The sequence below is a fragment of the Streptomyces sp. x-80 genome, from assembly GCF_046549095.1.
GTDB classification, from domain to species: Bacteria; Actinomycetota; Actinomycetes; order Streptomycetales; family Streptomycetaceae; genus Streptomyces; species Streptomyces celluloflavus.
Map to the genome: position 1 here is coordinate 121,434 of NZ_JAJPWM010000019.1, position 23,989 is coordinate 145,422.

Sequence of the window (23,989 nt, forward strand, 5' to 3'; positions counted from 1 at the left end):
ACAAATTGCCTCTTCGCGATACAAAGGTGGATTTACGGCCAAAAGGCGATTACAGATCAAAGGCGGACCGTAGCCGAGCGTGTTGTGACAAAGCCATTACACGCCAGGACCGCACACAGCCCGCAGGACACCCCCTCCGCCGCCCTTACCATTTCTCATTGGCCCTAGACCGTCTCCAGGAACGCGAGATCCATGACCGTCTCTACTGACGACGACGTACTGCTTGTCCACGGTGGCACCCCGCTGGAGGGCGAGATCCGGGTTCGCGGTGCGAAGAACCTCGTACCGAAGGCGATGGTCGCCGCCCTCCTGGGCAGCGGGCCGAGCCGGCTGCGCAACGTGCCCGACATCCGCGACGTCCGCGTCGTGCGCGGGCTGCTGCAACTGCACGGTGTGACGGTCCGCCCGGGTGACGAGCCGGGTGAGCTGATCCTCGACCCGTCGCACGTGGAGAGCGCCAACGTCGCGGACATCGACGCGCACGCGGGCTCCTCGCGCATCCCGATCCTGTTCTGCGGCCCGCTGCTGCACCGCCTCGGCCACGCCTTCATCCCCGGCCTGGGCGGCTGCGACATCGGCGGCCGGCCGGTCGACTTCCACTTCGACGTGCTGCGCCAGTTCGGCGCGACGATCGAGAAGCGCGACGACGGGCAGTACCTGGAGGCCCCCCAGCGGCTGCGCGGCACCAAGATCCGGCTGCCGTACCCGTCGGTCGGCTCGACCGAGCAGGTGCTGCTGACCGCCGTCCTGGCGGAGGGCGTCACCGAGCTGTCGAACGCCGCCGTGGAGCCCGAGATCGAGGACCTCATCTGCGTCTTGCAGAAGATGGGCGCGATGATCTCCATGGACACCGACCGGACGATCCGGATCACCGGTGTCGACAAGCTCGACGGCTACACCCACCGCGCCCTGCCGGACCGCCTGGAGGCCGCGTCCTGGGCGTCCGCGGCGCTGGCCACCGAAGGCAACATCTACGTCCGCGGCGCGCAGCAGCGGTCGATGATGACCTTCCTGAACACCTTCCGCAAGGTCGGCGGCGCCTTCGAGATCGACGACGAGGGCATCCGCTTCTGGCACCCGGGCGGCTCGCTGAACGCCATCGCGCTGGAGACCGACGTCCACCCCGGTTTCCAGACCGACTGGCAGCAGCCGCTGGTCGTCGCGCTGACCCAGGCATCGGGCCTGTCGATCGTGCACGAGACGGTGTACGAGTCCCGGCTCGGCTTCACCTCGGCGCTCAACCAGATGGGCGCCCACATCCAGCTCTACCGCGAGTGCCTGGGCGGCTCCGCCTGCCGCTTCGGGCAGCGCAACTTCCTGCACTCCGCGGTCGTCTCCGGACCCACCAAGCTCCAGGGCGCCGATCTGGTCATCCCCGACCTGCGCGGCGGCTTCTCGTATCTGATCGCGGCGCTGGCGGCGCAGGGCACCTCCCAGGTGCACGGCATCGACCTGATCAACCGCGGTTACGAGAACTTCATGGAGAAGCTCATCAGCCTCGGCGCCCATGTCGAGCTGCCGAACGGCGCACTGCGCGACTGAGCGCCCGGCGTCCGCGCCGCGCCTCCGCGCACACGAGGGCGGCCACCCGGTCCGGGTGGCCGCCCTCGTCGCGCCGGCCCCGGCGAGCGGCCGGGAACGGCGGCGGAAAGCGGGCCGTACGGCCCGCACACCGGCGCACGGCATGCGAGAAGGGCGGCCATCCCTGGGAGGGATGGCCGCCCTTCTCAGCCGTACTGAGGGGTCTTACTTCCCCTTGGCGGCTTCCTTGAGCTTGGAGCCCGCGGAGACCTTCACGCTGTAGCCGGCCGGGATCTGGATCGGGTCGCCGGTCTGCGGGTTGCGCGCGGTACGAGCGGCACGGTGGGTGCGCTCGAAGGTCAGGAAGCCAGGGATGGTGACCTTCTCGTCGCCCTTGGCGACGATCTCGCCCGTCACCTCGGCGAGAGCGGCCAGAACGGCGTCGGCGTCCTTGCGAGTCACCTCGGCGCGATCGGCCAGAGCGGCCACCAGCTCACTGCGGTTCATTTTTGTACTCCCGTGTTCTTCTTGCCAATGAGGCGTGACATCGAAGCCGATGCTGCCAGGGTCCTCGGACAGTCCCCGGACCCGGGTCTGTCCATCAGTTCCCTCGTGCCCCGGGGGTCCCCCCTGGACAAAGTCCTCGGGGGAGCATCCTGCCCCCACCTGCGGCGGTAAAGCCAATCCGGCACCCTGGAGGGTCACACGAAAAGCGCCACTGCCTCGTAGTGGTGACGTTCCGTACCGCGCCGCTCCAGGTCCGGCCCGGAGGGCGGCGGTCGTCCGCTGCCAGCCACCCTATGGGGGCCTCGCGGACGGCGTGTCACACGACGCGCCGTGTCAGAGCCCCGTGGCAGCCGTCACAGTCGGATCTCCGGCCTTCGCCGCGTTCCGTACCGCATCGGCCACCGCGCCCGCGACCTTGTCGTTGAAGACGCTGGGGATGATGTAGTTCGGGTTGACCTCGTCCTCCAGGACGACATCCGCCAGGGCGCCGGCCGCGGCCAGCATCATCTCGGTGTTCACCGTACGGGACTGCGCGTCGAGGAGACCGCGGAAGACGCCGGGGAACACCAGGACGTTGTTGATCTGGTTGGGGAAGTCGGAGCGGCCGGTGGCCACGACGGCGGCGGTCTGCCGGGCGATGGCCGGGTCGACCTCCGGGTCGGGGTTGGCCAGCGCGAAGACGATCGCGCCGTCGGCCATCTTCGCGACGTCGTCGCCGTCCAGGACGTCGGGTGCCGAGACGCCGATGAAGACGTCCGCGCCGACCACGGCCTCCTTGAGGGTGCCGGTGACGCCCTCGGGGTTGGTGTTGTCGGCGATCCAGCGCAGCGGCGAATCGGGATCGGCGGAGACCAGGTCCGCACGGCCGGCGTGCACCACACCGTGGATGTCGGCGACGACGGCGTGCTGGATGCCGGCCGCGATCAGCAGCTTGAGGATGGCCGTACCGGCCGCGCCCGCACCGGACATGACGACCCGTACGTCCGCCGCCTTCTTGCCGACGACGCGCAGCGCGTTGGTGAGCGCGGCGAGCACCACGATGGCGGTGCCGTGCTGGTCGTCGTGGAAGACCGGGATGTCCAGGGCCTCGCGCAGCCGCGCCTCGATCTCGAAGCAGCGGGGCGCCGAGATGTCCTCGAGGTTGATGCCCGCGAAGCCGGGGGCGATGGCCTTGACGATCTCCACGATCGCGTCGCTGTCCTGGGTGTCCAGGCAGATCGGCCAGGCGTCGATACCGGCGAAGCGCTTGAAGAGGGCCGCCTTGCCCTCCATGACGGGCAGTGCGGCCATCGGGCCGATGTTGCCCAGGCCGAGCACCGCGGAGCCGTCCGTGACGACCGCGACGCTGTTGCGCTTGATCGTCAGCCGGCGGGCGTCCTCGGGGTTGTCGGCGATGGCCTGGCAGACCCGCGCGACACCCGGGGTGTAGAGCATCGACAGGTCGTCGCGGTTGCGGATGGGGTGCTTGGACGCCATCTCGATCTTGCCGCCGAGGTGCATCAGGAAGGTCCGGTCGGAGACCTTGCCGAGCGAGACGCCCTCGATCTCGCGCAGCTTGCCGACGATTTCGTCGGCGTGCGCGGTGGATGTCGCGGCGATGGTGACGTCGATCCGGAGCTTTTCGTGGCCGGAGGCGGTCACGTCGAGGCCGGTGACCGACCCGCCGGAGGACTCCACGGCCGTGGTGAGCTGGCTGACGGCGGTGCCGCTCGCGGGAACTTCCAGTCGCACCGTCATCGAATACGAGACGCTAGGCGCCGTTGCCATGGCCGACTTCCTCTGCTTTCCCTTGTTTCACTCTGCGCGCCGCTCCGTGATCCGGCCGCGCCGGTCCGGAGCGCATCGTCCGATCGTCCCACCTACCAGCCGGTATACGGTAACCAGCCAGTGAATTCGGAAAGACATTTCCACCATAAGAGAGTTCGCCTCCCGTGCGGAACCCCCTCCGGCGGGCCCGGCGGACCGCTTCCGGGAACGGCGACGGGCGCCTCTCCCGAAGGAGAGACGCCCGTGCCTCGTGCTGAGCGGCACCGACCCGCCATGCTCGCCTCGCGGCAAGTGGTCGCTCGTAGCGACGATGGTTGGGCCCGGGGGCTTGGATCGGGCCGGTGCCGTCTCCAAGGCTAACAAACCATCTCCAGAAGCGAATCCCGTCCCGCGGGACCGGTTCGAGGCCCCCCGTACGGCGGCACGCGGCGCCCGCCGCGAACCGTCCGCCCGGTCAGTCCCGCAGCAGGTCGGGCACCCCCTGGGCGTCCGGCTCGTCGCGTCCGGCGGACAGCACGGTCAGCTGCTGGGTGGCCCGGGTCAGCGCCACGTAGAGCACCCGCAGCCCGGCCGGGGACTCGTCGGCGATCTCGGCCGGTGAGACCACCAGCGTCGCGTCGTACTCCAGCCCCTTGGCCTCCAGGGAGCCCAGCGCGACCACCCGGTCGCCGAGCCCGGCCAGCCAGTCGCGGGCCTGCTCCCGGCGGTTCATGGCGACGACGACACCGACCGTGCCGTCCACCTCGCCCAGCAGCCGGCCGGCCTCCTCGACGGTGGCCCGCGCCAGTTCCTCCTCCGCGGCGGCCCGCCCGCCGGCGTCGGCGACGACCGCGAACCGCGGCTCCAGACCCGTGGCGCGGACCGCCCGCGGCGACTCCATACCGGGCATGGCCAGTGCCAGCACCCTGGCCGCCAGCTCCGCGATCTCCGCCGGGTTGCGGTAGTTCACGGTGAGCGTGAAGCGGCGGCGCGGGCGGGTGCCGAGCGCCTCGTCGCGCGCGAGCGCGGCCTCGTCCGGGTCGGACCACGAGGACTGCGCCGGGTCGCCGACGACGGTCCAGGTGGCGTGCCGGCCGCGCCGGCCGACCATCCGCCACTGCATCGGCGTCAGGTCCTGCGCCTCGTCGACGATGACGTGGGCGTAGTCGGTGCGCTCCTCCGCCGCCCGCTCGCGCCGGCCGCGTCCCGCCGTGCGGTCGGCGAACGTCGACAGCTCCTCCAGACCGGTCAGATGGTCCAGCGGGTCCGCCTCGCGCTGCCGGGCCGGCCGCATCGGGGCACCGAGGATCAGCTCCAGCTCGTCCAGCAGCGCGACATCGTGCACCGACAGCGGACCCTGGCCCGCCTCGTCCAGCCGCCGCAGCGAGCGGGCGAGTTGACGCACCTCACGCGGGTTGAGCACCCGGCGCGCCCAGCGGCCGAGCCGGCGCTCGTCGGCCATCGCGGCCAGCACCCCGCGCGGGGTCAGCTCCGGCCACCAGGCGTCCAGGAACTCCAGGAAGTCCGGCTCGGTGCTGACGTCCTCGTCGAAGCCCTGGCGGACCTCGGCGGCCAGCTCGGGATCCGTGTAGCGCCGGGCGGCCCCCGACTTGGTCCACAGGGCGTCCAGGATCAGCCGGCGGGCGCGCGGGCGCAGCAGGTTGACCGGCGCGGTCCCGCCGAGCGCGACGTGCCGGATGCCGCGCAGTTCCTCGGCTGCCAGCTCGATCCGGCCGCCGAACGCGACGACCCGCAGCCGGGCGGGCGCCGCGGCGGGCTCCTGGTCCGCGCGCGGGGAGCGGACCCGGCGGCGGCCCCGGCCGTCCTCCGTACCGGCGCCGGGGGCCGGCGGCGCATCGTCCCCGGCCGCCGCGAAGAGGTCCTCCAGGGACAGCTGGGCGGCCGCCGGCGCCGGGGCCCCGGCGCCGGCCTGATGCCCGTCCTCCGGCGACCGCGCACCCGCGCCCGGCGCCGCCGTCTCCAGCGCTCCCCGGGCCGCCTTGCGCAGCAGCTTCTGCATCCGGCTCGATCCCTTGATCCGGGAGACCGCCGGGGGGTCGTACGCGGTCGCCTCCGCACCGTCGACGAGCGAACCGAGCGCCCGGATGGCGACCTGGCCCTCCTCGCCGAGCGACGGCAGCACCCCTTCGGTGTACGCGACCAGCAGCGGCGTCGGCGAGACGATCAGGATGCCGCCCGCGTACCGGCGGCGGTCCTGGTAGAGCAGGTAGGCGGCGCGGTGCAGGGCGACGGCGGTCTTGCCCGTACCGGGCCCGCCCTCGACCTCCGCCACGGAGGCGGCGGGAGCGCGGATGACCAGGTCCTGTTCGGCCTGGATGGAGGCGACGATGTCCCGCATGGTGTGGCTGCGGGCCCGGCCCAGCGCGGCCATCAGCGCGCCGTCACCGATCGCGGGCAGCTGCTCGCCGTCCAGCGTCGCGGTGACCTCCGGGCGCATCAGGTCGTCCTCGACGCCGAGGACCTTACGGCCCTTGGAGCGGATGACCCGGCGCCGTACGACCCGGCCGGGGGAGACCGGCGTCGCGCGGTAGAAGGGCGCGGCGGCCGGTGCCCGCCAGTCGATGACCAGCGGCGAGTAGTCCGCGTCGAGGACGCCGAGCCGCCCGATGTGCAGCGTCTCGGCGATCTCCGCGCGGCCGTCCTCGATCGCGCCGTCGGCGGGCTCGACGGAGGTGTACGCGCCGTCCGGGCCCTTCTTCCCGTCCTTGCCGAGGAGCAGGTCGATCCGGCCGAAGAGAAAGTCCTCGTACTCGGAATTCAGCCGGTGGAGATGGACGCCGGCCTGGAAGACCTGGGCGTCGCGCTCGGCGAGCGCGCCGGGCGTGCCGACCTGGCCGCGCTTGGCGGCGTCGTCCATCAGGAACTCTGCCTCGTGGATCTTCTCCTCAAGGCGCCGGTAGACGCGGTCGAGATGCGTCTGCTCGGACTCGATCTCACGGTCGCGAACGGAATCCGAAGCGTGATCCGGTGCGTGCGTGGCGTTCTGCGCGGCCACCCAGGCCCCCTTCTGCTGTGCGTAGGGCAGCCGTCAACCGTACGCGAACCGGGAACCTCGCGCATCCGCCTTAACGGACAAATATGGGCGCAGTTGGTCGGATGTTGAACCAGAGATGGCCCGCCGCCCGGCCGCACCCGGGTCCGGATCTTGGAACGATCAAGAATGGGCGCGGGCCGATGGGGGCGGGACCGGCAGGCACGGGCCGCCGGACAGGAGACCCACGACTCCCCCTCGTCACCTCACCCCTCACACTCCTCACCCCTCATCCCTCACCCCACATCCCTCGTCGTCCCGCCCCGCCGCCTCCCGTCCCGTCGTCCGCCGCCGGTGCCGCGCCACCCGCTCCCGGTTGCCGCACACCTCGCTGGAGCACCAGCGCCGGCGCCGCCCGCGGGAGGTGTCCAGATAGACCAGCGTGCAGTTCGCGCCCGCGCACTGCCGCAGCTGGCCGCGCGCCACCGTGTCGGTCAGCAGTCCGACCGCGTCCCGCGCCACCGCGGCCAGCAGCCCGGCGCAGTCGGGCGGCCCGGGGAACGCACGGGCCAGCGAGCCGTCCTCGGTGCGGACCGCCCGGACGGCGGGCGGATGGGCGGCCGCGGCCGCGGTGTTGAGCAGCACCAGGTCCGTATCGGCCGCCCGGCCCCGGAGCTCGTCGTGCACGACGCGGCGCAGCAGTTCCCGCAGCGACCGGAAACGGGCGACCCAGTGGCCGTCGACGCCCTCCAGTGGCGCGCCGTGCGGCACCACCCCCGCTCCGACCAGCCAGGCCGTCAGAGGCTCGGGACCGGTGAGCCGTTCGGCCGGGGGACCGCTGGTCGTGGCCACCAGGTCCAGGCAGATCCGCCCGCAGTCGAACCGCAGGCCGTGTGGCGCCGCCATGTGCCTGTCACTCCTTAGAGAACAACGCGTATGAGGTCAGAGTGCCCGGGACGGCCCGCGGAAGGAACCCTCCGATGACCTGCCCTCTGTGCACACATCCCACCTAAACACCTCATGTACACCTCTCGTGTAGACACTCCGCGTATACCTCTGTTGTATAGTCCGCTGGGTGACGGTCGGCCCGTGCGCGGGACCGCCGTGCCGCACCGCCGCGTCTCCGCCCCTCCCGCTCCCCAGGACGTAGGTCTCCATGTCGCGCACATCCATGCTCAAGAACCGCGCCAGCCTGACGCACAAGCTCAGTTACGCGGTGCGCAATCCGGCCCGCATCACCCCGTACGTCAAGCGCACCGCGCGGGACACCTGGCTGCGCCTCAAGCACCCCAACCACGTGGACTACTACCGCGCGGTGATGGCCTCCGACACCGGCCGCAACCCGGAGGCGGCGGTCGGCAGTCAGACCCATGAACGGTGGCTGGCGCTGGGCGAGATGCAGTTCAACTACCTCGCGGAGCACGGCCTCAAGCCGAGCCACCGGATGCTCGACATCGGCTGCGGCAACCTGCGGGCGGGCTGGCGCTTCATCGCCCACCTCGACGCCGGCAACTACTACGGCATCGACATCTCGCCGGACATCCTGATATCGGCGAAGCAGACCCTGACGACGTACGAACTCCAGCCCAAACTGCCGCACTTGACGATCACCCAGAATCTGAAGCTGGACTTCCTCCCGGAGGCCCACTTCGACGTCGTCCACGCGCACAGCGTCTTCTCGCACTCGCCGATCACCGTCATCGACGAATGCTTCGCCAACGTCGGCCGCATCCTGGCACCCGGCGGCTTCTTCGACTTCACCTTCGACCGCACCGAGGGTGCCGAACACCAGGTCCTGCGCGAGGACTTCTACTACCGGACCGAGACCCTGGTGAAGCTGGCCCGCAAGCACGGTCTGGAGGCCCGCTTCATGGAGGACTGGGAGACCCGCAAGCACGGCCAGTCCAAGATCCGCGTCAGCAACCCGTCCTGACGGAAGCGGCGTACGGGGCCGGACCGTACGCGGCCCCTGCACGGACGGGCACGGCGGACGGGTGCGGCGGATGGGTGCGGAGTACGGGTGCGGAGGACGCGCCCGGGAGCCCTGCGCGGAGCCCGCGCGCGGCGCCGCACACCTCACCTCGCCGTACACCTCACCTCGCCGTACACCTCACCTCGCCGTACACCTCATCTCGCCGTACGGCGAAGCCGTCACCGCAGGCCGTACGCCACCCGGCCGCCCGCCGCCGCACGGGGCCCCGTCACACCCCGCCGTCCCCGTCCGTCTCCGCGGACGGCTCCGGCGCCAGCCGGTACCCCCGCTTGACGACGGTCCGGATCAGCTCGGGCGCGCCCAGCGCCGCCCGCAGCCGGGCCACCGCCGTCTCCACCGCGTGCGCGTCCCGGCCCGCGCCCGGCAGGGCCCGCAGCAGCTCAGCGCGGGAGACCACCCGTCCGGGGCGGCGGGCCAGCGCGCCGAGCAGCGCCATCGGGGCCGGCGGCACCGGGCGCGGCTCCCCCGCCACCACGACGGTGTGCCCGCGGATCTCCACCCGCCGCCCGGCGACCGTCAACACCTGCGCCCGGTCCGGCAGTTCGCGGCAGAGAAGCTGCACCAACGGCGCGAGCCGGAAGCGCTCCGGCTGCACGACGGGGACGCCGTGCGCCTGCAACGGCCGCGCGGTGACCGGCCCCACGCAGGCCACCAGCACCTCCCGCCGCAGCGCCGCCAGCACCTCTTCCCGGCTGCCCCGCTCCTCGGCGCGCCGCAGCAGCGACACGGCGGCCGGGGCGCTGGTGAACGTCACCGCGTCCACACCGCCGCCGGTCACCGCGTCCAGCAGCCGGTCCACCGGGCCGATGTCCACCGGCGGCAGCCAGCGGTAGACGGGTACGGCGACGACCTGCGCGCCGCCGGCCCGTAGCGCCCCGATGAACTCCGGCAGCGGCTCCCCGTGCAGCTGTACGGCCACCCGGCGCCCGGCGACCCCCTCCGCCAGCAGCCGGTCGAGGACCTCCGCCATCGACTCGGAGGCCGGTGACCACCGCTCGGTCAGCCCCGCGGCCCGGATCGCCCCGCGCACCTTCGGACCGCGCGCCAGCAGTTCCGCCCCGGCCAGCCGGCCGAGCAGCGCCTCGCCCAGACCCCAGCCCTCGGCGGCCTCGACCCAGCCGCGGAACCCGACGGCGGTGGTGGCCACGACCACGTCCGGCGCGTCCCCGATCAGCTCCCCGGTCACCGCCCGCAGCCCGGCGTCGTCCGGCAGCGGGACGGTACGCAGCGCGGGCGCGTACCGCACCCGGGCCCCGCGCCGCTCCAGCAACGTCCCCAGCTCGGCCGCCCGCCGGGCCGCCGTCACCCCTACGGTGAACCCGTCCAGCGGACGCGCCTCCGGTACGGCCCGCGCATCGGCCCGCACGCCGCCCCGCTCATCGGCCTGTTCCTCGGTCTGTTCCTCGGCCCTCATACCGGCCTGTTCCTCGGTCTGTTTCTCGGTCTGTTTCTCAGCCCACGCATCGGCCTGCCGCTCGCTCATGCTCTCTCCGCCCGGCTCCGCCCGGAGTGGTGTGGTGGCTCGGGCACCCGCCCACCGCCCCGGCTCGGGCCGCACCGAGGGGTCCAGCCGCCGGACCGGCCGACATCATCCGACCGGCCCGGACCCCCAGTATTTCCCCACGGCTCCCGCACCGGCCGCCGCATACTTCCGGCCGCTTCCGGCCGGAGAATCGGCCGATATCCACGCACCGGCGGCGACCTGCGCCACGCCCCCTTTCCCTCGCCGACCCATCTCTCCTCGTCAGCCCGCCTTTGCTCATCAGCCCACCTCTCCTCATCAGCCCCCTCATCCACGGCAACACCGCATCCGCCCACCCCCGTCCGCGACGCCAAGGCCCCGACGGGGCCCCCGCACCCCGGCATCTCCCGCACGCCTGGACACCCTCCACCCCGTCCACCACCGTCCGCCCGTCCGCCCGTCCGCCCGTCCGCCCGTCCGCCCGTCCGCCCGGTAACGATGACGCCCCTCACCCCGGCATGACCGCCCCCATCATCCGGGCGTCCTCCGGCGGCAGCCACGCCCCCGCCGGTGCGGTCAACCACCCACCCGTCTCGGCGAGTTCACGAGCGGCCGCCCGCAACGCGTCGAGCCCCGGGTGCCGCAGTCCCCGCCGCCACACCATCGAGACGGGCGACAGCGGCACCGGGTCCACCACCGGCCGCAGCACCATCCCCGGCACCTCGATGAACTCCACGCTCGCCAGCACCGACCAGCCCCGTTTCCGCACCACCCGCACGAACTCCTCCGCCCCGTCGATCTCCGGAAACGGCGCGGCCATCGCGATCCCGTGCCCAGCGAAGAGCCGCGCCGCCAGGTCGGTCCACTCGGCGGTCCGCGGGTTCCCGGCGCCCGCGTACAGCGTCTCGCCGGCCAGCCCGGCCAGCGGCACGGCGGACCCCGCGGCCAGCGGATGGTCCTCCCGCAGCAGCACCGCCATCGGCTCCAGCCGCACCGGCTGGTGCTCCAGCCCGGCCCGTACGTCCGGCGGCAGCGCCGCGAACCGCCCGAACGACACATCGAGCCGCCCGGCCGCCATCTCCCCCGCCGCCCCCGTCAGCCCACCATGGAACCGGGCGACCAGCTCACAGCTCTCCGGCACCCGCCCCCGGGCCGCGGCCAGCACCCGGTACGCGGTCCCGACCGGTGCCCCGGCGTCCACCAGCAACGGCCGCTCGGGCACGGGCCGGAACGCGGCGGCCAGTTCGTCCTGTGCGGCCAGCACCCGCCGCGCGTACGGCAGGAGCCGCTCCCCCTCCACCGTCAGCGCGACCTGCCGCGTGGTGCGCGCGAACAGGCTCACCCCCAGCCCGCGCTCCAGCCGCCGGATATCCCGGCTCAGGGCCTGCTGCGCCACGTAGAGCCGGGCCGCGGCCCGGGTGAAGTGCAGTTCCTCGGCGGTGGCGACGAACGCCCGGAGCAAGCGCGGTTCCACGTCATACGACACCCCGCCACGCTGCCAGCCGCCCCACACCATTCACAACCCATCCGCGTGAACGGCCGCTGATCAGGTGTTGGACGCGGCGCCGGGCCCGGCACGACCGTGGACCCGTGATCCTCTTCCTCGCCGCCCGCCCCGTCACACCCCCGCCCGTACGCCCCACCCCGCCCCGTCGCCACCGCGGCCACCGTGCCCCCACCCAGCCCCACTCCGTCACTCCCACCCAGCCCAGCCCTGCCCCTCCCACCCAGCCCCACCCTGGCTCCCCCTACGCGCGCCTCTTCGCCGTCCCCGGAACCCGCGCCTTCACCGCCGCCGGCCTGCTGGCCCGCCTCCCCATGGGCATGCTCGGCGTCAGCGCGGTCCTGATGATCGCCGGTTCGCGCGGCTCGTACGCGCTGGCCGGCGCCGTCACCGCCACCGGGCTCGCGGCGACGGCGCTGGCCGGCCCCTGGACGGCCCGTCTGATCGACCGCCACGGCCAGTCCCGGATCGCCGCCCCCGCGACCGCACTCGCCGCCCTCGGCTCCCTCGCCCTGCTCCTCTGCATCCACTACGACGCCCCCGCCTGGACCCTCTTCGTCTCCTACGCCGCCACCGCCACCACGCCCAACACCGGCGGCATGGCACGCGCCCGCTGGGCCCACCTCCTCCGCGACGACCCGGCCGCCCGGCACACCGCCAACTCCTTCGAACAGGCCGCGGACGAACTCTGCTTCATGCTCGGACCGGTGCTCGCCACCCTCCTGTGCACCGCCCTCTTCCCCGAGGCCGGCACCGCCGTGGCCGCCGCCCTCCTCCTGACCGGCGTCCTCCTCTTCACCGCCCAACGCCGCACCGAGCCCCCCGCGGCACCCCGGGAGGCGGCCTCCCGTTCCCCGCTCCGCCTCCCCGGCCTGCCGCCCCTCCTGCTCACCTTCCTCACCACCGGCGGAATCTTCGGCTCCCTGGAGGTCGTGACGATCGCCTACGCGGACCACCACGGCGCACGCTCCGCCGCCGGCGGCATCCTCGCCCTCCAGGCCGCCGGCTCCTGCGCGGCGGGTCTGGTGCACGGCCTGATACGTCCGGCCGGCACCCTCGTCGGCCGGTTCCGCGGCCGCGTCGGCGCGATGGCCGCCCTGATGCCGCTCCCCCTCCTCGCCGCCACGACGGACAGCCTGGCGGTCCTGGCCGCCGCCCTCCTCCTGGCCGGCCTGGCCACCGCCCCGACCATGATCACCGGCATGGGCCTGATCCAGTCCCGCATCCCACCGGGCCAGCTGAACGAAGGGATGACCCTCGCCGTCACCGCCCTCCTGAGCGGTATCGCGGCGGGCTCCGCAACCGGCGGCTGGGCCGTCGACCACCTCCCCACCGCCACCGCCTACGCCGTCCCCGCCACAGCCGCCGCCCTCGCCCTCCTCATCACCCTGCTCACCACACACCACCGCCGCACCCACCCCGCCCCTTGACGACGCGGTGCGGAAACCGGGACCGAAAAGTTCCGAGGCCGAGAAGTCCATCGTTACGGCGGCGAGCCCGGTGCTCCGAAAAAGGCGAGGGCCAAGGGCACGCCTCGAAGAAAGGCCACCCGAGAAAGAGTGGGAAAGCCTCCCGGTGACGGACCGGACGAAAGCCCGAGCAGGAACAGCCCTGACCTCGGCCGCCGACGCCACAAGAATGAGCATGAGCAGAAACAGGAACAGGAACTTCACAGCGAATATTCGGGCCCCACGAACGACTCAGGCCCCGCTGTCCTCTCGGACACGCGGGGCCTGGGCCTTACATGGGAATTGTGGAGATGGCGGGAATCGAACCCGCGTCCAACGGTGCAAAAACAGGGCTTCTCCGAGTGCAGTTCGCTGCGATTTTCTCGGCCCCGGAAATCTCGCGAACAAGTCTCCGACGGGCCCAGCCACTGTTTGATTTCCTTCTAAACCCCGTGACCGGGTCTAGAAGTTTAGTTCCCTAGCTGATGCCAGGATCCGGGTCGGGAACAGCCCCGGGCTGACACTTCGCAAGTCGCTACTTAGGCAGCGAGGGCGAAGGAATCGCGCTTGGTATTGGCGATTATTGTTTGCGACATATGGTTAACGAGATCATTGCCGCTTCCTCGACTCGCTTCCCCTGCTTCAACATCCGCTGTCGAAACCGATCATCCCCATGTTGATTTTTCAAAAGTGACACCGGACGCCACAGACGTTGCCGGACCTTGTGTGGTCCTACGCCGCGACGGCCGCGCGCCGGGTGGTGCACACCTCTTGTCGAGGTGCAGTGCCATCGTACGTGACCAACGTACGGCGGTGCCAGCGAATTCCCGGTGCGCCACGAACGGTGCACCACTGCACGAACGGTGCGCCGCAACCGGTGCCCGCCGCGGCCGGACCGGCGCCGGGCCCCGTGGTCAGGCCCGCTGGCGCCGCCGGGCCGCGGAGATCGCGCGGTCGGTCTCCCGGCGGTCCTGCTGTTCGCGGAGCGTCTGCCGCTTGTCGAACTCCTTCTTGCCCTTGGCCAGCGCGATCTCGACCTTGACCCGGCCTTCCTTGAAGTAGAGGGCCAGCGGCACGATCGTGTGGCCGGACTCCTGCGACTTGGCGTCCAGCTTGTCGATCTCCATGCGGTGCAGCAGCAGCTTCCGCTTGCGGCGGGCACTGTGGTTCGTCCAGGTGCCCTGGGCGTATTCGGGGATGTGGACGTTGTGCAGCCACGCCTCCTTGCCGTCGATCTGGACGAAGCCGTCCACCAGCGACGCCCGGCCCTGCCGCAGCGACTTCACCTCGGTACCGGTGAGCACCAGCCCGCACTCGTAGGTGTCGAGGATGTGGTAGTCGTGCCGCGCCTTCTTGTGCTGCGCGATGAGCTTGCGCCCGGCGGTCTTGTCCTTGCCTTTTTCCTTAGCCATAGTGCGGCCATTTTCGCACTATGCCCCGCCCCCGAGGCCACTCAATACTGTGCGGGCCCGTTTCTCCGCGCCGTCCTCGACGGTCAGGTCGGGGATGATGCCGAGGCCGTCGACGACGCGGCCGGACGGAGTGCGGTAGTGGCCGACGGTCAGCTCGGCGACCGAACCGTCCGCCAGCTCGCTGGGCATCTGCACCGAGCCCTTGCCGAAGGTGGGCGTGCCGACGACGATCGCCCGGCCGCGGTCCTGGAGGGCGCCGGCCAGCAGTTCACCGGCGCTCATCGTGCCGCCGTCCACGAGGACGACCAGCGGAATCCGGGTGTTTCCGCCGCGCTCGGCGTACAGCGCGCGCTCCCTGCCGCGGACGTCGTACGTCGCGACCAGACCGCCGTCCAGGAAGGCGGCGGCGCTGGCGACGGCCTCGGTGACCAGGCCGCCCGTGTTGCCGCGCAGATCGAGCAGCAGACCGGTGCGGGGGGCTGCCGCGCGCACCGCCCGGCGGACCTCGGCGCCGGTGTCCTTGCCGAACGCCGCGATCTTGATCCGGGTCGGCCCGCCGGTGCCGGCCGGCCGGTCGGTGGTGACGTTGCGGGCCGTGAGCCGGGCGCGGTGCAGGATCGCGTGCCGCTGCCGGGTGCCGCGCCGGAGATCCAGCTCGACGCGGGTACCGGTCCGGGCCGCGCGACCGGGGCGGCCGCCCTTGTCGTCGCCGCGCAGCCGGCCGACGACCTCGGTGACCGGCCGCCCACGGGAGGCCCGGCCGTCGACGGCGCACAGCCGGTCGCCGGCGGCGATCCCGGCCAGCGCCGCGGGGCCGCCGGGCTGGACCCGGGACACCTCGATCCAGCCGCCGGCCGCCTGCCGTACCCACAGGCCGACGCCGACGTACGCTCCGTCCAACTGCTGCTGATAGTCCTCGAACTCGCCGGCCGTGTAGATCGCCGACCAGCGGTCGCCGCTGCGGCTGACGACCTCGGCGGCGGCCTGTGACCCGGACGTGCCGGACTCGACCGCCTGGGCGGCGGCCGCCTCGACGGCGGCGCGGTCCGCGGCGCGCCCCGGCGGTCCGTGCCCGGCCGCGGCACGGTGGCCCGCGGTCCGCGACTCGACGGCACCCTCCGCCCGGCCGCCCCAAGTCCCGGTGGCCGCACCGGTGGCGAGCAGACTCGCGAAGATCAATGTCAGGGCCGCCCCGCGGCGCATGCGGCGGGGCCGGTCGTACGCGCTCGGGCCCGGCATGGCGGTGATTCTAGGCGACAAAGCGGCGCCGTACGGTGAGTTGACCGTACGGCGCCTGCTGGTGAAGGTCACACCTTGAGGTACTTGCGCAGCGCGAAGAACGCGGCGATCGCGGGCATCAGCAGCCCGATCAGCAGGACCAGCGGCAGCACCGAGGCCACCGAGTCCCAGCCGATGAAGTTGACCACCTGGATCTTCTTCGCCAGCCAGTTGTTGATCAGCGCGTACTTCCCGCCGACGATCAGCACACACGCGAAGACGGCGCCGATCAGGCCCGCGATGGCCGCTTCCATGATGAACGGCATCTGGATGTAGAAGCTGGACGCTCCCACCAGCCGCATGATCCCCGTCTCGCGACGTCTGCTGAACGCCGACACCCGTACGGTGTTGACGATCAGCAGCAGCGCGACGACGAGCATCAGCACCATCACGCACAGCGCCGCGATCCGCATCCCGTCCAGGAGGTTGAACAGCGGCTCGACGGTGCCCCGTTGGTCCTGCACCTCCTGCACACCGGGCCGTTCGGAGAACGCGGACTTGATCACCGCGAACTTCGTCGGGTCCTTGAGCTTGACGCGGAAGGACTCCGGAAGCTGGTCGGGCGTCACCAGACCGGCGACGGGCGTGTCCCCGAACTGCTCCTTGTAGTGCTTGTACGCCGCGTCGCTGGACTCGTACTGCACGCTCTGGACGAGCGGCAGCCGGTTCAGCTCGGCCTTGATGTCGTTCTTCTGCTGTTCGGTGGCCGCGCCCTTGGCGCAGTGGGTACCGGAGCCGGCATCGTTCTTGTTGCAGAAGAAGATCGAGACGTTGACCTTGTCGTACCAATAGCCCTTCATCTTGTCGACCTGGTCGCTCATCAGCAGCGAGGCGCCGAACAGGCCGAGGGAGAGGGCTACGGAGACGATGACGGCGAAGGTCATCGTGAGGTTACGGCGGAGACCGACGCCGATCTCCGACAGGACGAACTGGGCGCGCATCGCGTCCTTTCAGTGCTGGTAGCCGTACACGCCGCGCGACTGGTCGCGTACGAGCCGGCCCTTCTCTAGTTCCATGACCCGCTTGCGCATCTGGTCGACGATCTGCTGGTCGTGGGTGGCCATGACCACCGTCGTACCGGTCCTGTTGATCCGGTCCAGCAGCTTCATGATGCCGACGGAGGTCTGCGGGTCGAGGTTGCCGGTGGGTTCGTCCGCGATGAGCAGCATCGGGCGGTTGACGAAGGCCCGCGCGATGGCGACGCGCTGCTGCTCACCGCCGGAGAGCTCACCCGGCATACGGTCCTCTTTGCCGCCGAGGCCGACGAGTTCGAGCACCTCGGGAACCGTCTTGCGGATCTGTCCGCGCGGTTTGCCGATGACTTCGAGCGCGAAGGCGACGTTCTGGCCCACCGTCTTGTTGGGGAGCAGCCGGAAGTCCTGGAAGATCGTGCCCACCTGGCGCCGCATCTGCGGGAGCTTCCAGTTGGACAGTTTCGCGAGGTCCTTCCCCAGTACGTGCACCGCGCCGTGGCTGGCGCGCTCCTCACGCAGGAGCAGGCGCAGGAAGGTGGACTTACCGGAGCCCGAGGAACCCACCAGGAAGATGAACTCGCCGCGCTCGATTTCGAGGGAGACGTCCCGGAGCGCGGGGCGGTTCTGCTTCGGGTATGTCTTGGAGACGTTGTCGAATCGGATCACTGATGCACCACGGTCGACCTGGATAGAGGGCACGGGTTGCCGGGTTGCGGCTCCCGTCGGTGTGCGTGACCATACGCGAACCTCACATGACGGCGCAGTCACCGTCCGGGGTTGGTGCGTTTATTCACGGCACCTACGGGACAAAAGGAGCAGATCCCGGCGGGACGCGCCGTTCTGCCGGGGAGCTGGCACAGTGGTAGAGGGAACCAACGTGCCTTCCGGTGCGTTGACCCTGTGAAAAGGAGGTCGCATGACGTACGACCGATTGGTGTGCGCCAACTGCGCGGCCCCCGTGAGTGAGGGCCGCTGCCCCGTGTGCCGGGCGAGCAGAGAACGGCTTCAGCAGCATGCGGGCAACATCTTCGCGCAGCTCAACCCGGTGACGCTGATGGCGCTGCTGGTCGCCCTGATAGCGGTCGGCCTGCTGCTTCACCAAGTCGTCTGAGTCGTTGCCGTCCGAGCCGCCGCCCGAGACCGTGCGCAGCCGCCGTCGGCGGTGACGGCCACGGTGTGGGACGTCGGCTCCGGCTCCGTCACCCAGGGTGACGCCTGCTGGGCGTCCCGGTGACGGAATGCGGATGTGCCCCGACGGGGTACGGAGCTCCGCCCGCCGAGCGGTCGGAACGGACCGAGGGGCCCGGAGGGCTGCTCGCGCCCCGGACCCCTCGATGTGTACCGCGCAGACGTCAGGCCGCTGCCGCGCCACCACCGTTCTTGCTGATGAAGCGGGGCAGCACCCGGAAGCCGATACCGCCCGCGATCATCGTCGCCGCGCCGACCAGCAGGAAGGTCGTGCCGGAGGCGCCGGTCTCGGCCAGCTCCCCGCCCTTGGCCTGCTGCTTCGCCTGGCCGGGCGTGTCCGCGATCTGCTCCGAGCCCTGGCCCGGCTGCTCGATCGGCTTGCTGCCGGCGTTGTCCGTGCCGGTGCCGGTGCCGTCGCCACCACCGGTGCTGCTGCCGCCGCCGTTGCCGCCACCGCTGTGACCGCCGCCGGTCTGGCCACCGTTGCTGCCGCCACCGGAGTGGCTGCCACCGGTGCTGCTGCCACCCGTGTGGCTGCCACCGGTGCTGCTGCCGCCCGTGTGGCTGCCGCCGGAGCCGCTGCCACCCGTGCCGCTGCCACCGTTGCCGCCACCGGTCTCGTGGCCACCGGTACCACTGCCGCCGGTCTCACTGCCACCGGCACCGTTGCCGCCACCGGTCTCACTGCCACCCGCGCCGTTACCGCCACCGGTCTCGTGACCACCGGTACCGCTGCCGCCGGTCTCACTGCCACCGGCACCGTTGCCGCCACCGGTCTCACTGCCACCCGCGCCGTTACCGCCACCGGTCTCGTGACCACCGGAGCCGCTGCCGCCGGTCTCACTGCCACCGGCACCGTTGCCGCCGCCGGTCTGGTCACCACCGGTGTCGCCGCCGCTGATGCCGCCGATCTCCTGACCGCCGGCGTCGCCGCCGCCGATCTCCGCGCCACCGGAGCCGAAGAGGCCGCCGATGAGGCTGCCACCGGTCTCGTTGCCGCCCGCCGGGCCCGTGAGGCCACTCGCCGAGGCGGCGCCGGCGGCGGTGAGCGACGCACCGGCCGCGATCACCGCACCGGCCGCAATGCGCGCTACGCGCAGCCGCGTCTTCTTTGTCATGTGCCTGCTACCCCCAGTAGCTGAACGTGTCAGTGGTGCACCGTTGTGCGGGGCGGCGGCCGACGGGGGTACGCGAGCCACGGCCCCGCACCGCGTGCGAGCCACTCGTCTCCCCGTTCACGCGCACGCCCCGGACATACGCATGCCGCGTCCACCCTTCCCAGTTCTCCCAACATCGTCAAGGCCGAATAAAGACTCGATGCCCGAATTGCCGCTGGTTGGGTGGTATATAGACGTACGACTGTGACCTAACCGCCACATCGAAAAACAACTGCCCCTTGAAAAGGGACAGTTGTTTCATGGCGGTAAAGGCCGGGAGAGTGCCGCCCCGGCTACTTCTCCCGCTGCTTGCGCCAGCGGATCCCGGCCTCCAGGAAGCCGTCGATGTCGCCGTCCAGAACGGCGGTGGGGTTGCCGACCTCGAACTCGGTCCGCAGGTCCTTGACCATCTGGTAGGGGTGCAGGACGTACGAACGCATCTGGTTGCCCCAGGAGTTGCCGCCGTCGCCCTTGAGCGCGTCCATCTTGGCCTGCTCCTCCTGGCGGCGGCGCTCCAGGAGCTTGGCCTGGAGGACGTTCATCGCGGATGCCTTGTTCTGGATCTGCGAGCGCTCGTTCTGGCAGGAGACGACGATGCCGGTCGGGATGTGCGTCAGACGGACGGCGGAGTCCGTGGTGTTGACGCCCTGGCCGCCGGGGCCGGAGGAGCGGTAGACGTCCACCCGCAGCTCCGACTCGTCGATCTCGATGTGGTCGGTCTTCTCGACGACGGGCAGCACCTCGACGCCCGCGAAGGAGGTCTGCCGGCGGCCCTGGTTGTCGAACGGCGAGATGCGCACCAGGCGGTGCGTGCCCTGCTCGACCGAGAGCGTGCCGTAGGCGTACGGCACCTGGACGGCGAAGGTGGTCGACTTGATGCCGGCCTCTTCGGCGTACGAGGTCTCGTAGAGCTCGGTCTTGTAGCCGTGCCGCTCGGCCCAGCGCAGATACATCCGCTGGAGCTTCTCGGCGAAGTCGGCGGCGTCCACCCCGCCGGCCTCGGCGCGGATGTTGACCAGCGCCTCGCGGGCGTCGTACTCACCGGAGAGCAGGGTGCGGACCTCCAGCTCGTCCACCGCCTTGCGGACGGCCGTCAGCTCCGCCTCGGCCTCGCCGCGGGTGTCCTCGTCGTCCTCGGCCTCGGCCAGTTCGAAGAGCACCTCAAGGTCGTCGACGCGGCCGCGCAGCTCCTCGGCGCGGCGCAGCTGGCCCTGGAGGTAGGACAGCCGGCTGGTGATCTGCTGGGCGCTGTCCGGGTCGTCCCACAGGGACGGCGCCGCGGCCTGGTCCTCAAGCACGGCAATATCGGCCCTCATCTTGTCGAGGTCCAGGACGGCCTCGATCGACCCCATGGTCGAGGAGAGGGACTTCAGCTCTTCGGAAACATCGACGACTGCCACGCACCCAGCCTAACGGCTGCCGCCGTCGGAGTGTCCCGGCCCCGGCGGCCGGGCTCTCCCGGGCCCGCCCGCCGCCGGGGCGTCGCGCGGGCCCGGGAGAGCGGTCAGCGGGGGCTGACGGCGGGCTGGTGGACGCCCGGCCTGGTGTCGCCCGGCTCGTCGCCGCCCCAGGCCAGCCAGCCGCCGAGACCGGCCGCCACGACGACCGCGGCGGCGGCCGCGCCGAGCTTGATCCGGCGCCGTCGCACCGCCTCCGGTGACGAACGGTGCCGGGCCGAGCCCGCCCGGCGCTCACCGGCCGCCCGGGGGGCCCGCGCGGTGCCGTGCGCGCCGCCCGCGAGCTCGTCCGGGCCGGGCACCCGCATGCTCGTGTGCGTCTCGCGGTTGGAGTCGGGCGCGGCACCCTGGACGAGCGGGACCGCACCGCGCGGCGGGGTCTCCCCGGCCGGCGCCACCGGTGGGTAGAGCGCGTCGTCGCGCGCCGCCGGGGACGCCGGGCCCGTACGGTTCTCCCGCTCCGCCTCCTGCTCGGCGCCGTCCGGCTCGTCGATGTCCAGCGGCGGGATCCCGGCCAGCCCGGGGAGCAGCTCACGCAGCCGGGCCGCCAGTTCGGGGGCGCGCAGCCGGGAGGCGGGGGCCTTGGCCAGGCACTGGAGCAGCAGCTGCCACAGCTCGTCGGGGATGCCCGGCAGCGGTGCGACGCTCTCGGTGACATGGCGGCGCAGGACGGCCCCGGGGTGCCCGCCGCCGAACGGTGTGAAGCCCGCGAGGAGCTCGTACAGGACGGTCGCCAGCGCGTAGACGTCGACGGACGCGCGTGGCGGCAGGCCCTCGATGATCTCGGGCGCCAGGTAGTCGGGGGTGCCGATGACCTTGGTGGCGCGGGTCCGGCGCGGCGAGTCGACCAGCCGGGCGATGCCGAAGTCGGTGAGCAGCGCGGGGTGCGCGCCACCGGGGCCGAGCGCGCCCTGCATGTCCAGCAGGACGTTCTCGGGCTTGACGTCGCGGTGCACGATGCGGGCGGCGTGCGCGGCGGCGAGGCCGTCCGCGACATCGGCGGCGATGGCGACGGCGGCCTCCGGGGCCAGCCGGCGCTCGCGCTCCAGCCGGGTGCGCAGGTCCGTCCCCCGGACGAGGTCCATGACCAGCGCCAGGTCGTTGCCGTCGACCACCAGGTCGCGGACGCCGACGACATGCGCGTGGTCCAGGCTCAGCAGCGCCGTCCGCTCCTGTACGAAGCGGCCGACGAGCTCCTGGTCGGAGGCGAGATCCTCGCGCAGCAGCTTGATGGCCACGGCCCCCTCGGGGCCCTCGCCCAGCCATACCGTGCCGGCACTGCCGCGCCCCAGGATCTGGTGGGCGGTGTACCGGCTGCCGATCTTCCGTGCCAAGTCTGCTCCGACGTGTCGGGCCCCCGGGCGTCCCGCGGGGGCTGAGGTTGGCGTCAAAGCTACGCGGGTACCGGGCGATTCCGTGCCCCGGACGGCGCCGACCCGCCCTTCCGCGGGAGAAATCCGCGCCGGAAGTCGACAAATCCATGAAGCCGCGTGCGCGGAGCCCCGCCGCTACCCCGTGAACTGGGTGACAAAGTCCCGCACGCTGTTGAAGACATCTCCGACCTGCGCGAAGAAGCCCTTGGTCGAGCCGATCCACTCCTGGAGCGGGGTCAGCTCCCAGATCAGCCAGCTCGCCACGAACAGGATGATCAGGGTGAACAGGCAGCCCTTGAGACAGCCCAGGCCCGGGATCCGCATCGGGTTGGCGCTGCGCTGACGGGGCTCGCGGCGGGGCGGGGGCTCCTGGGCGGGCGGGCGCTGCGGTTCGTACCGCTGCGGGGGCGGCTCCTGGCGGCGCTGCGGGGCCTGCGGCTGCTGCTGGGCGTAGGGCACCGGGGCCTGCTGGCGGTACTGCGGCTGCTGGTACTGCTGCGGCTGAGGAGGCTGCTGGTACTGCTGCTGGGGTTGCTGGTACTGCGGGGGCGGCGGGGCGGGCGCCCGGCGCTGGGGGCGGCGACGCAGCGGGTCGTCGTTCGGGTCGAGGTACTGCATCTGGGTCTGGTCGTTGCGGTCGCGGGCGGCCCGCAGCTGGGACTCCCAGGGGTGCGGCCCCTCGGGCGCCTGCGGTCCGCCGCCGGGCGCGCCCATGGGCATCGGCGGCATGGCCCGGGTCGGGTCGGCGCCACCCTGGCCGGGGCCCTGGGCGCCGTTCCCCGCGGGCAGGACCTGGGTCCGGCCGGCGTCCGGTCCGCCGGGGGCGCCCGGCGCTCCGGTGGACGGCAGCATGCTGGTCGGCGCGGCCGGGTCGTAGGAGGCGGCGTGGGAGGGGAGGACCTGGGTGGGGTCGGCCTCGCCGGTGCCCTGGCCCGCTTCGAGGCCCGTCCCGGGGACGGTGGCGGGCGCCGGATCGGGGGCGAGCAGGGCGGCCACCCCGAGCGCGGCCTCGGCCTGGGCCGGGGAAGCGTGCACCCCCACACCGGCCGCGACGGTGCGCAGCGCGCGGGCGAGGTTCTCGGCGCTGGGGCGCTCCTCCGGCTGCTTGCGCAGGCAGCGCTCGATGACCGTCCACAGCGGCTCGGGCACCGCACCGGGGCGGCGCGGCTCCTCGCTGAGGTGGCGGTGCAGCACCTCCAGGGCGGTCGCGCCGGCGAACGGCGGCCGGCCGGTGACGAGCTCGTAGAGCAGGATGCCGGCGCCGTAGATGTCCACCGCGGAGGTCTGCGGGCGGCCCTCGGCGGACTCCGGCGCGACGTAGGCGGGGGTACCGACGAATTCGTGGGTGCGGGTCAGGCCCGGGGAGTCGGCGAGCCGCGCGATGCCGAAGTCGGTCAGCATCGGGTGCATCTCGGCGTCGCCGTCCGACCCGGCGAGCAGGACGTTGGCGGGCTTGAGGTCGCGGTGCACGACGCCGTCGGCGTGGCTGGCCGCCAGCGCGTCGGCGATCTGCGCGGTGAGCAGGGCGGCGGCCACCGGGCTGAAGGGGCCGTTGTCGCGCAGGTAGCGGTGCAGGTCGGGGCCGTCGATCAGGTCCATGACGAGGGCGAGCAGATCGCCCTCGACGACGAGGTCGCGGGTCCGCACGATGTTGGGGTGGGTGAGCCGCAGCAGGACGGAACGCTCGCGCAGGAAGCGCATCACCACGTCCGCGTCGTGCGCCAGCTCCTCCTTGAGGACCTTGATCGCGACCGTCTCACCGGGCTCTCCCGCCACGGCGGCCTCGGCACCGGCCGCCTCCCGCTGGCGGGCGCGCCAGACGGTGCCCGTGGCGCCGCGTCCCAGCGGCTCCTCGAGCAGGTACTTGCTGCCTACCGGCCGCACGTCATGCGCTCCCTGGTCGTGGTGGTTCTTTTCCCTGGTCCGCTGGGTCAGCCGGCGGCCCGTCCGTCCCACTGTAGGGCGTCGCACGGGCCC

The 23,989-nt window shown here is 72.1% G+C and carries 18 protein-coding genes and 1 other RNA gene; 4 read left to right on the top strand and 15 right to left on the bottom strand.

What is annotated here, in order from left to right:
• Nucleotides 1–192 precede the first annotated feature (192 nt).
• A complete protein-coding gene (murA, locus tag ACLJWH_RS31880; RefSeq protein WP_411145232.1) occupies nt 193–1,542 on the top strand; it encodes a UDP-N-acetylglucosamine 1-carboxyvinyltransferase in 1,350 nt (449 codons plus the stop codon).
• A 204-nt stretch (nt 1,543–1,746) separates the two neighbouring features.
• Here the strand turns inward: murA and ACLJWH_RS31885 are convergent, their stop codons facing one another.
• From ACLJWH_RS31885 to ACLJWH_RS31900, 4 genes are all read right to left on the bottom strand, one after another.
• A complete protein-coding gene (locus ACLJWH_RS31885; RefSeq protein WP_030069353.1) occupies nt 1,747–2,028 on the bottom strand; it encodes an HU family DNA-binding protein in 282 nt (93 codons plus the stop codon).
• Between the two features lie 333 nt (nt 2,029–2,361).
• Nucleotides 2,362–3,795, bottom strand: coding sequence for an NAD-dependent malic enzyme (locus ACLJWH_RS31890; protein WP_411145233.1), 1,434 nt, complete (start codon nt 3,793–3,795; stop codon nt 2,362–2,364).
• 454 nt (nt 3,796–4,249) lie between these two features.
• On the bottom strand, nt 4,250–6,790 hold the full coding sequence (locus tag ACLJWH_RS31895) for a HelD family protein (RefSeq protein ID WP_411145234.1): 2,541 nt from the start codon (nt 6,788–6,790) through the stop codon (nt 4,250–4,252).
• A 258-nt stretch (nt 6,791–7,048) separates the two neighbouring features.
• Entirely contained in the window at nt 7,049–7,672 is a 624-nt protein-coding gene (locus ACLJWH_RS31900; protein WP_411145235.1) for a CGNR zinc finger domain-containing protein, read from the bottom strand.
• A 250-nt stretch (nt 7,673–7,922) separates the two neighbouring features.
• Here ACLJWH_RS31900 and ACLJWH_RS31905 point away from each other — a divergent pair, with 250 nt between their 5' ends.
• Nucleotides 7,923–8,699, top strand: coding sequence for a class I SAM-dependent methyltransferase (locus ACLJWH_RS31905; protein ID WP_411145236.1), 777 nt, complete (start codon nt 7,923–7,925; stop codon nt 8,697–8,699).
• 268 nt (nt 8,700–8,967) lie between these two features.
• Here ACLJWH_RS31905 and ACLJWH_RS31910 read toward each other — a convergent pair whose 3' ends face one another.
• Together ACLJWH_RS31910 and ACLJWH_RS31915 are read right to left on the bottom strand one after the other, a co-directional pair.
• Nucleotides 8,968–10,173, bottom strand: a complete 1,206-nt coding sequence (locus ACLJWH_RS31910; protein WP_411145290.1) for a uroporphyrinogen-III synthase — start codon at nt 10,171–10,173, stop codon at nt 8,968–8,970.
• Between the two features lie 556 nt (nt 10,174–10,729).
• Nucleotides 10,730–11,707 (bottom strand): LysR family transcriptional regulator, encoded by a 978-nt coding sequence (locus ACLJWH_RS31915; protein ID WP_411145237.1) that lies wholly within the window; start codon nt 11,705–11,707, stop codon nt 10,730–10,732.
• A 104-nt stretch (nt 11,708–11,811) separates the two neighbouring features.
• On the opposite strand from ACLJWH_RS31915, the gene ACLJWH_RS31920 reads away from it, so the two are divergent.
• Complete coding sequence (locus ACLJWH_RS31920) at nt 11,812–13,155, top strand: MFS transporter (RefSeq protein WP_411145238.1); 1,344 nt, start codon at nt 11,812–11,814, stop codon at nt 13,153–13,155.
• Between the two features lie 321 nt (nt 13,156–13,476).
• Here ACLJWH_RS31920 and ssrA read toward each other — a convergent pair.
• From ssrA to ftsE, 5 genes are all read right to left on the bottom strand, one after another.
• Nucleotides 13,477–13,846: a transfer-messenger RNA gene (ssrA, locus tag ACLJWH_RS31925) on the bottom strand.
• A 241-nt stretch (nt 13,847–14,087) separates the two neighbouring features.
• Nucleotides 14,088–14,585, bottom strand: a complete 498-nt coding sequence (smpB, locus tag ACLJWH_RS31930; RefSeq protein ID WP_411145239.1) for an SsrA-binding protein SmpB — start codon at nt 14,583–14,585, stop codon at nt 14,088–14,090.
• Nucleotides 14,586–14,603: 18 nt separating this feature from the next.
• Nucleotides 14,604–15,824 carry a S41 family peptidase gene (locus ACLJWH_RS31935; protein WP_411145240.1) on the bottom strand — a complete coding sequence of 407 codons (1,221 nt, stop codon included), beginning with the start codon at nt 15,822–15,824 and terminating at the stop codon, nt 14,604–14,606.
• Between the two features lie 68 nt (nt 15,825–15,892).
• Entirely contained in the window at nt 15,893–16,804 is a 912-nt protein-coding gene (ftsX, locus tag ACLJWH_RS31940; RefSeq protein ID WP_411145241.1) for a permease-like cell division protein FtsX, read from the bottom strand.
• A 9-nt stretch (nt 16,805–16,813) separates the two neighbouring features.
• Entirely contained in the window at nt 16,814–17,503 is a 690-nt protein-coding gene (gene ftsE, locus ACLJWH_RS31945) for a cell division ATP-binding protein FtsE (RefSeq protein WP_052860571.1), read from the bottom strand.
• A 250-nt stretch (nt 17,504–17,753) separates the two neighbouring features.
• Between ftsE and ACLJWH_RS31950 the strand changes: the two genes are divergently transcribed.
• Nucleotides 17,754–17,948, top strand: a complete 195-nt coding sequence (locus ACLJWH_RS31950; RefSeq protein ID WP_052860572.1) for a hypothetical protein — start codon at nt 17,754–17,756, stop codon at nt 17,946–17,948.
• Nucleotides 17,949–18,189: 241 nt separating this feature from the next.
• Here the strand turns inward: ACLJWH_RS31950 and ACLJWH_RS31955 are convergent, their stop codons facing one another.
• The 4 genes from ACLJWH_RS31955 to ACLJWH_RS31970 form a co-directional block, all read right to left on the bottom strand.
• Nucleotides 18,190–19,143, bottom strand: coding sequence for a hypothetical protein (locus tag ACLJWH_RS31955; RefSeq protein ID WP_411145242.1), 954 nt, complete (start codon nt 19,141–19,143; stop codon nt 18,190–18,192).
• A gap of 332 nt (nt 19,144–19,475) precedes the next feature.
• Nucleotides 19,476–20,582 carry a peptide chain release factor 2 gene (gene prfB, locus ACLJWH_RS31960; RefSeq protein ID WP_411145243.1) on the bottom strand — a complete coding sequence of 369 codons (1,107 nt, stop codon included), beginning with the start codon at nt 20,580–20,582 and terminating at the stop codon, nt 19,476–19,478.
• A 104-nt stretch (nt 20,583–20,686) separates the two neighbouring features.
• Nucleotides 20,687–21,973 carry a protein kinase domain-containing protein gene (locus ACLJWH_RS31965; protein WP_411145244.1) on the bottom strand — a complete coding sequence of 429 codons (1,287 nt, stop codon included), beginning with the start codon at nt 21,971–21,973 and terminating at the stop codon, nt 20,687–20,689.
• Between the two features lie 174 nt (nt 21,974–22,147).
• The gene (locus ACLJWH_RS31970) at nt 22,148–23,896 is read right to left on the bottom strand and encodes a protein kinase domain-containing protein (protein WP_411145245.1); all 1,749 of its coding nucleotides are present in this window, start codon (nt 23,894–23,896) and stop codon (nt 22,148–22,150) included.
• Nucleotides 23,897–23,989: the final 93 nt, after the last annotated feature.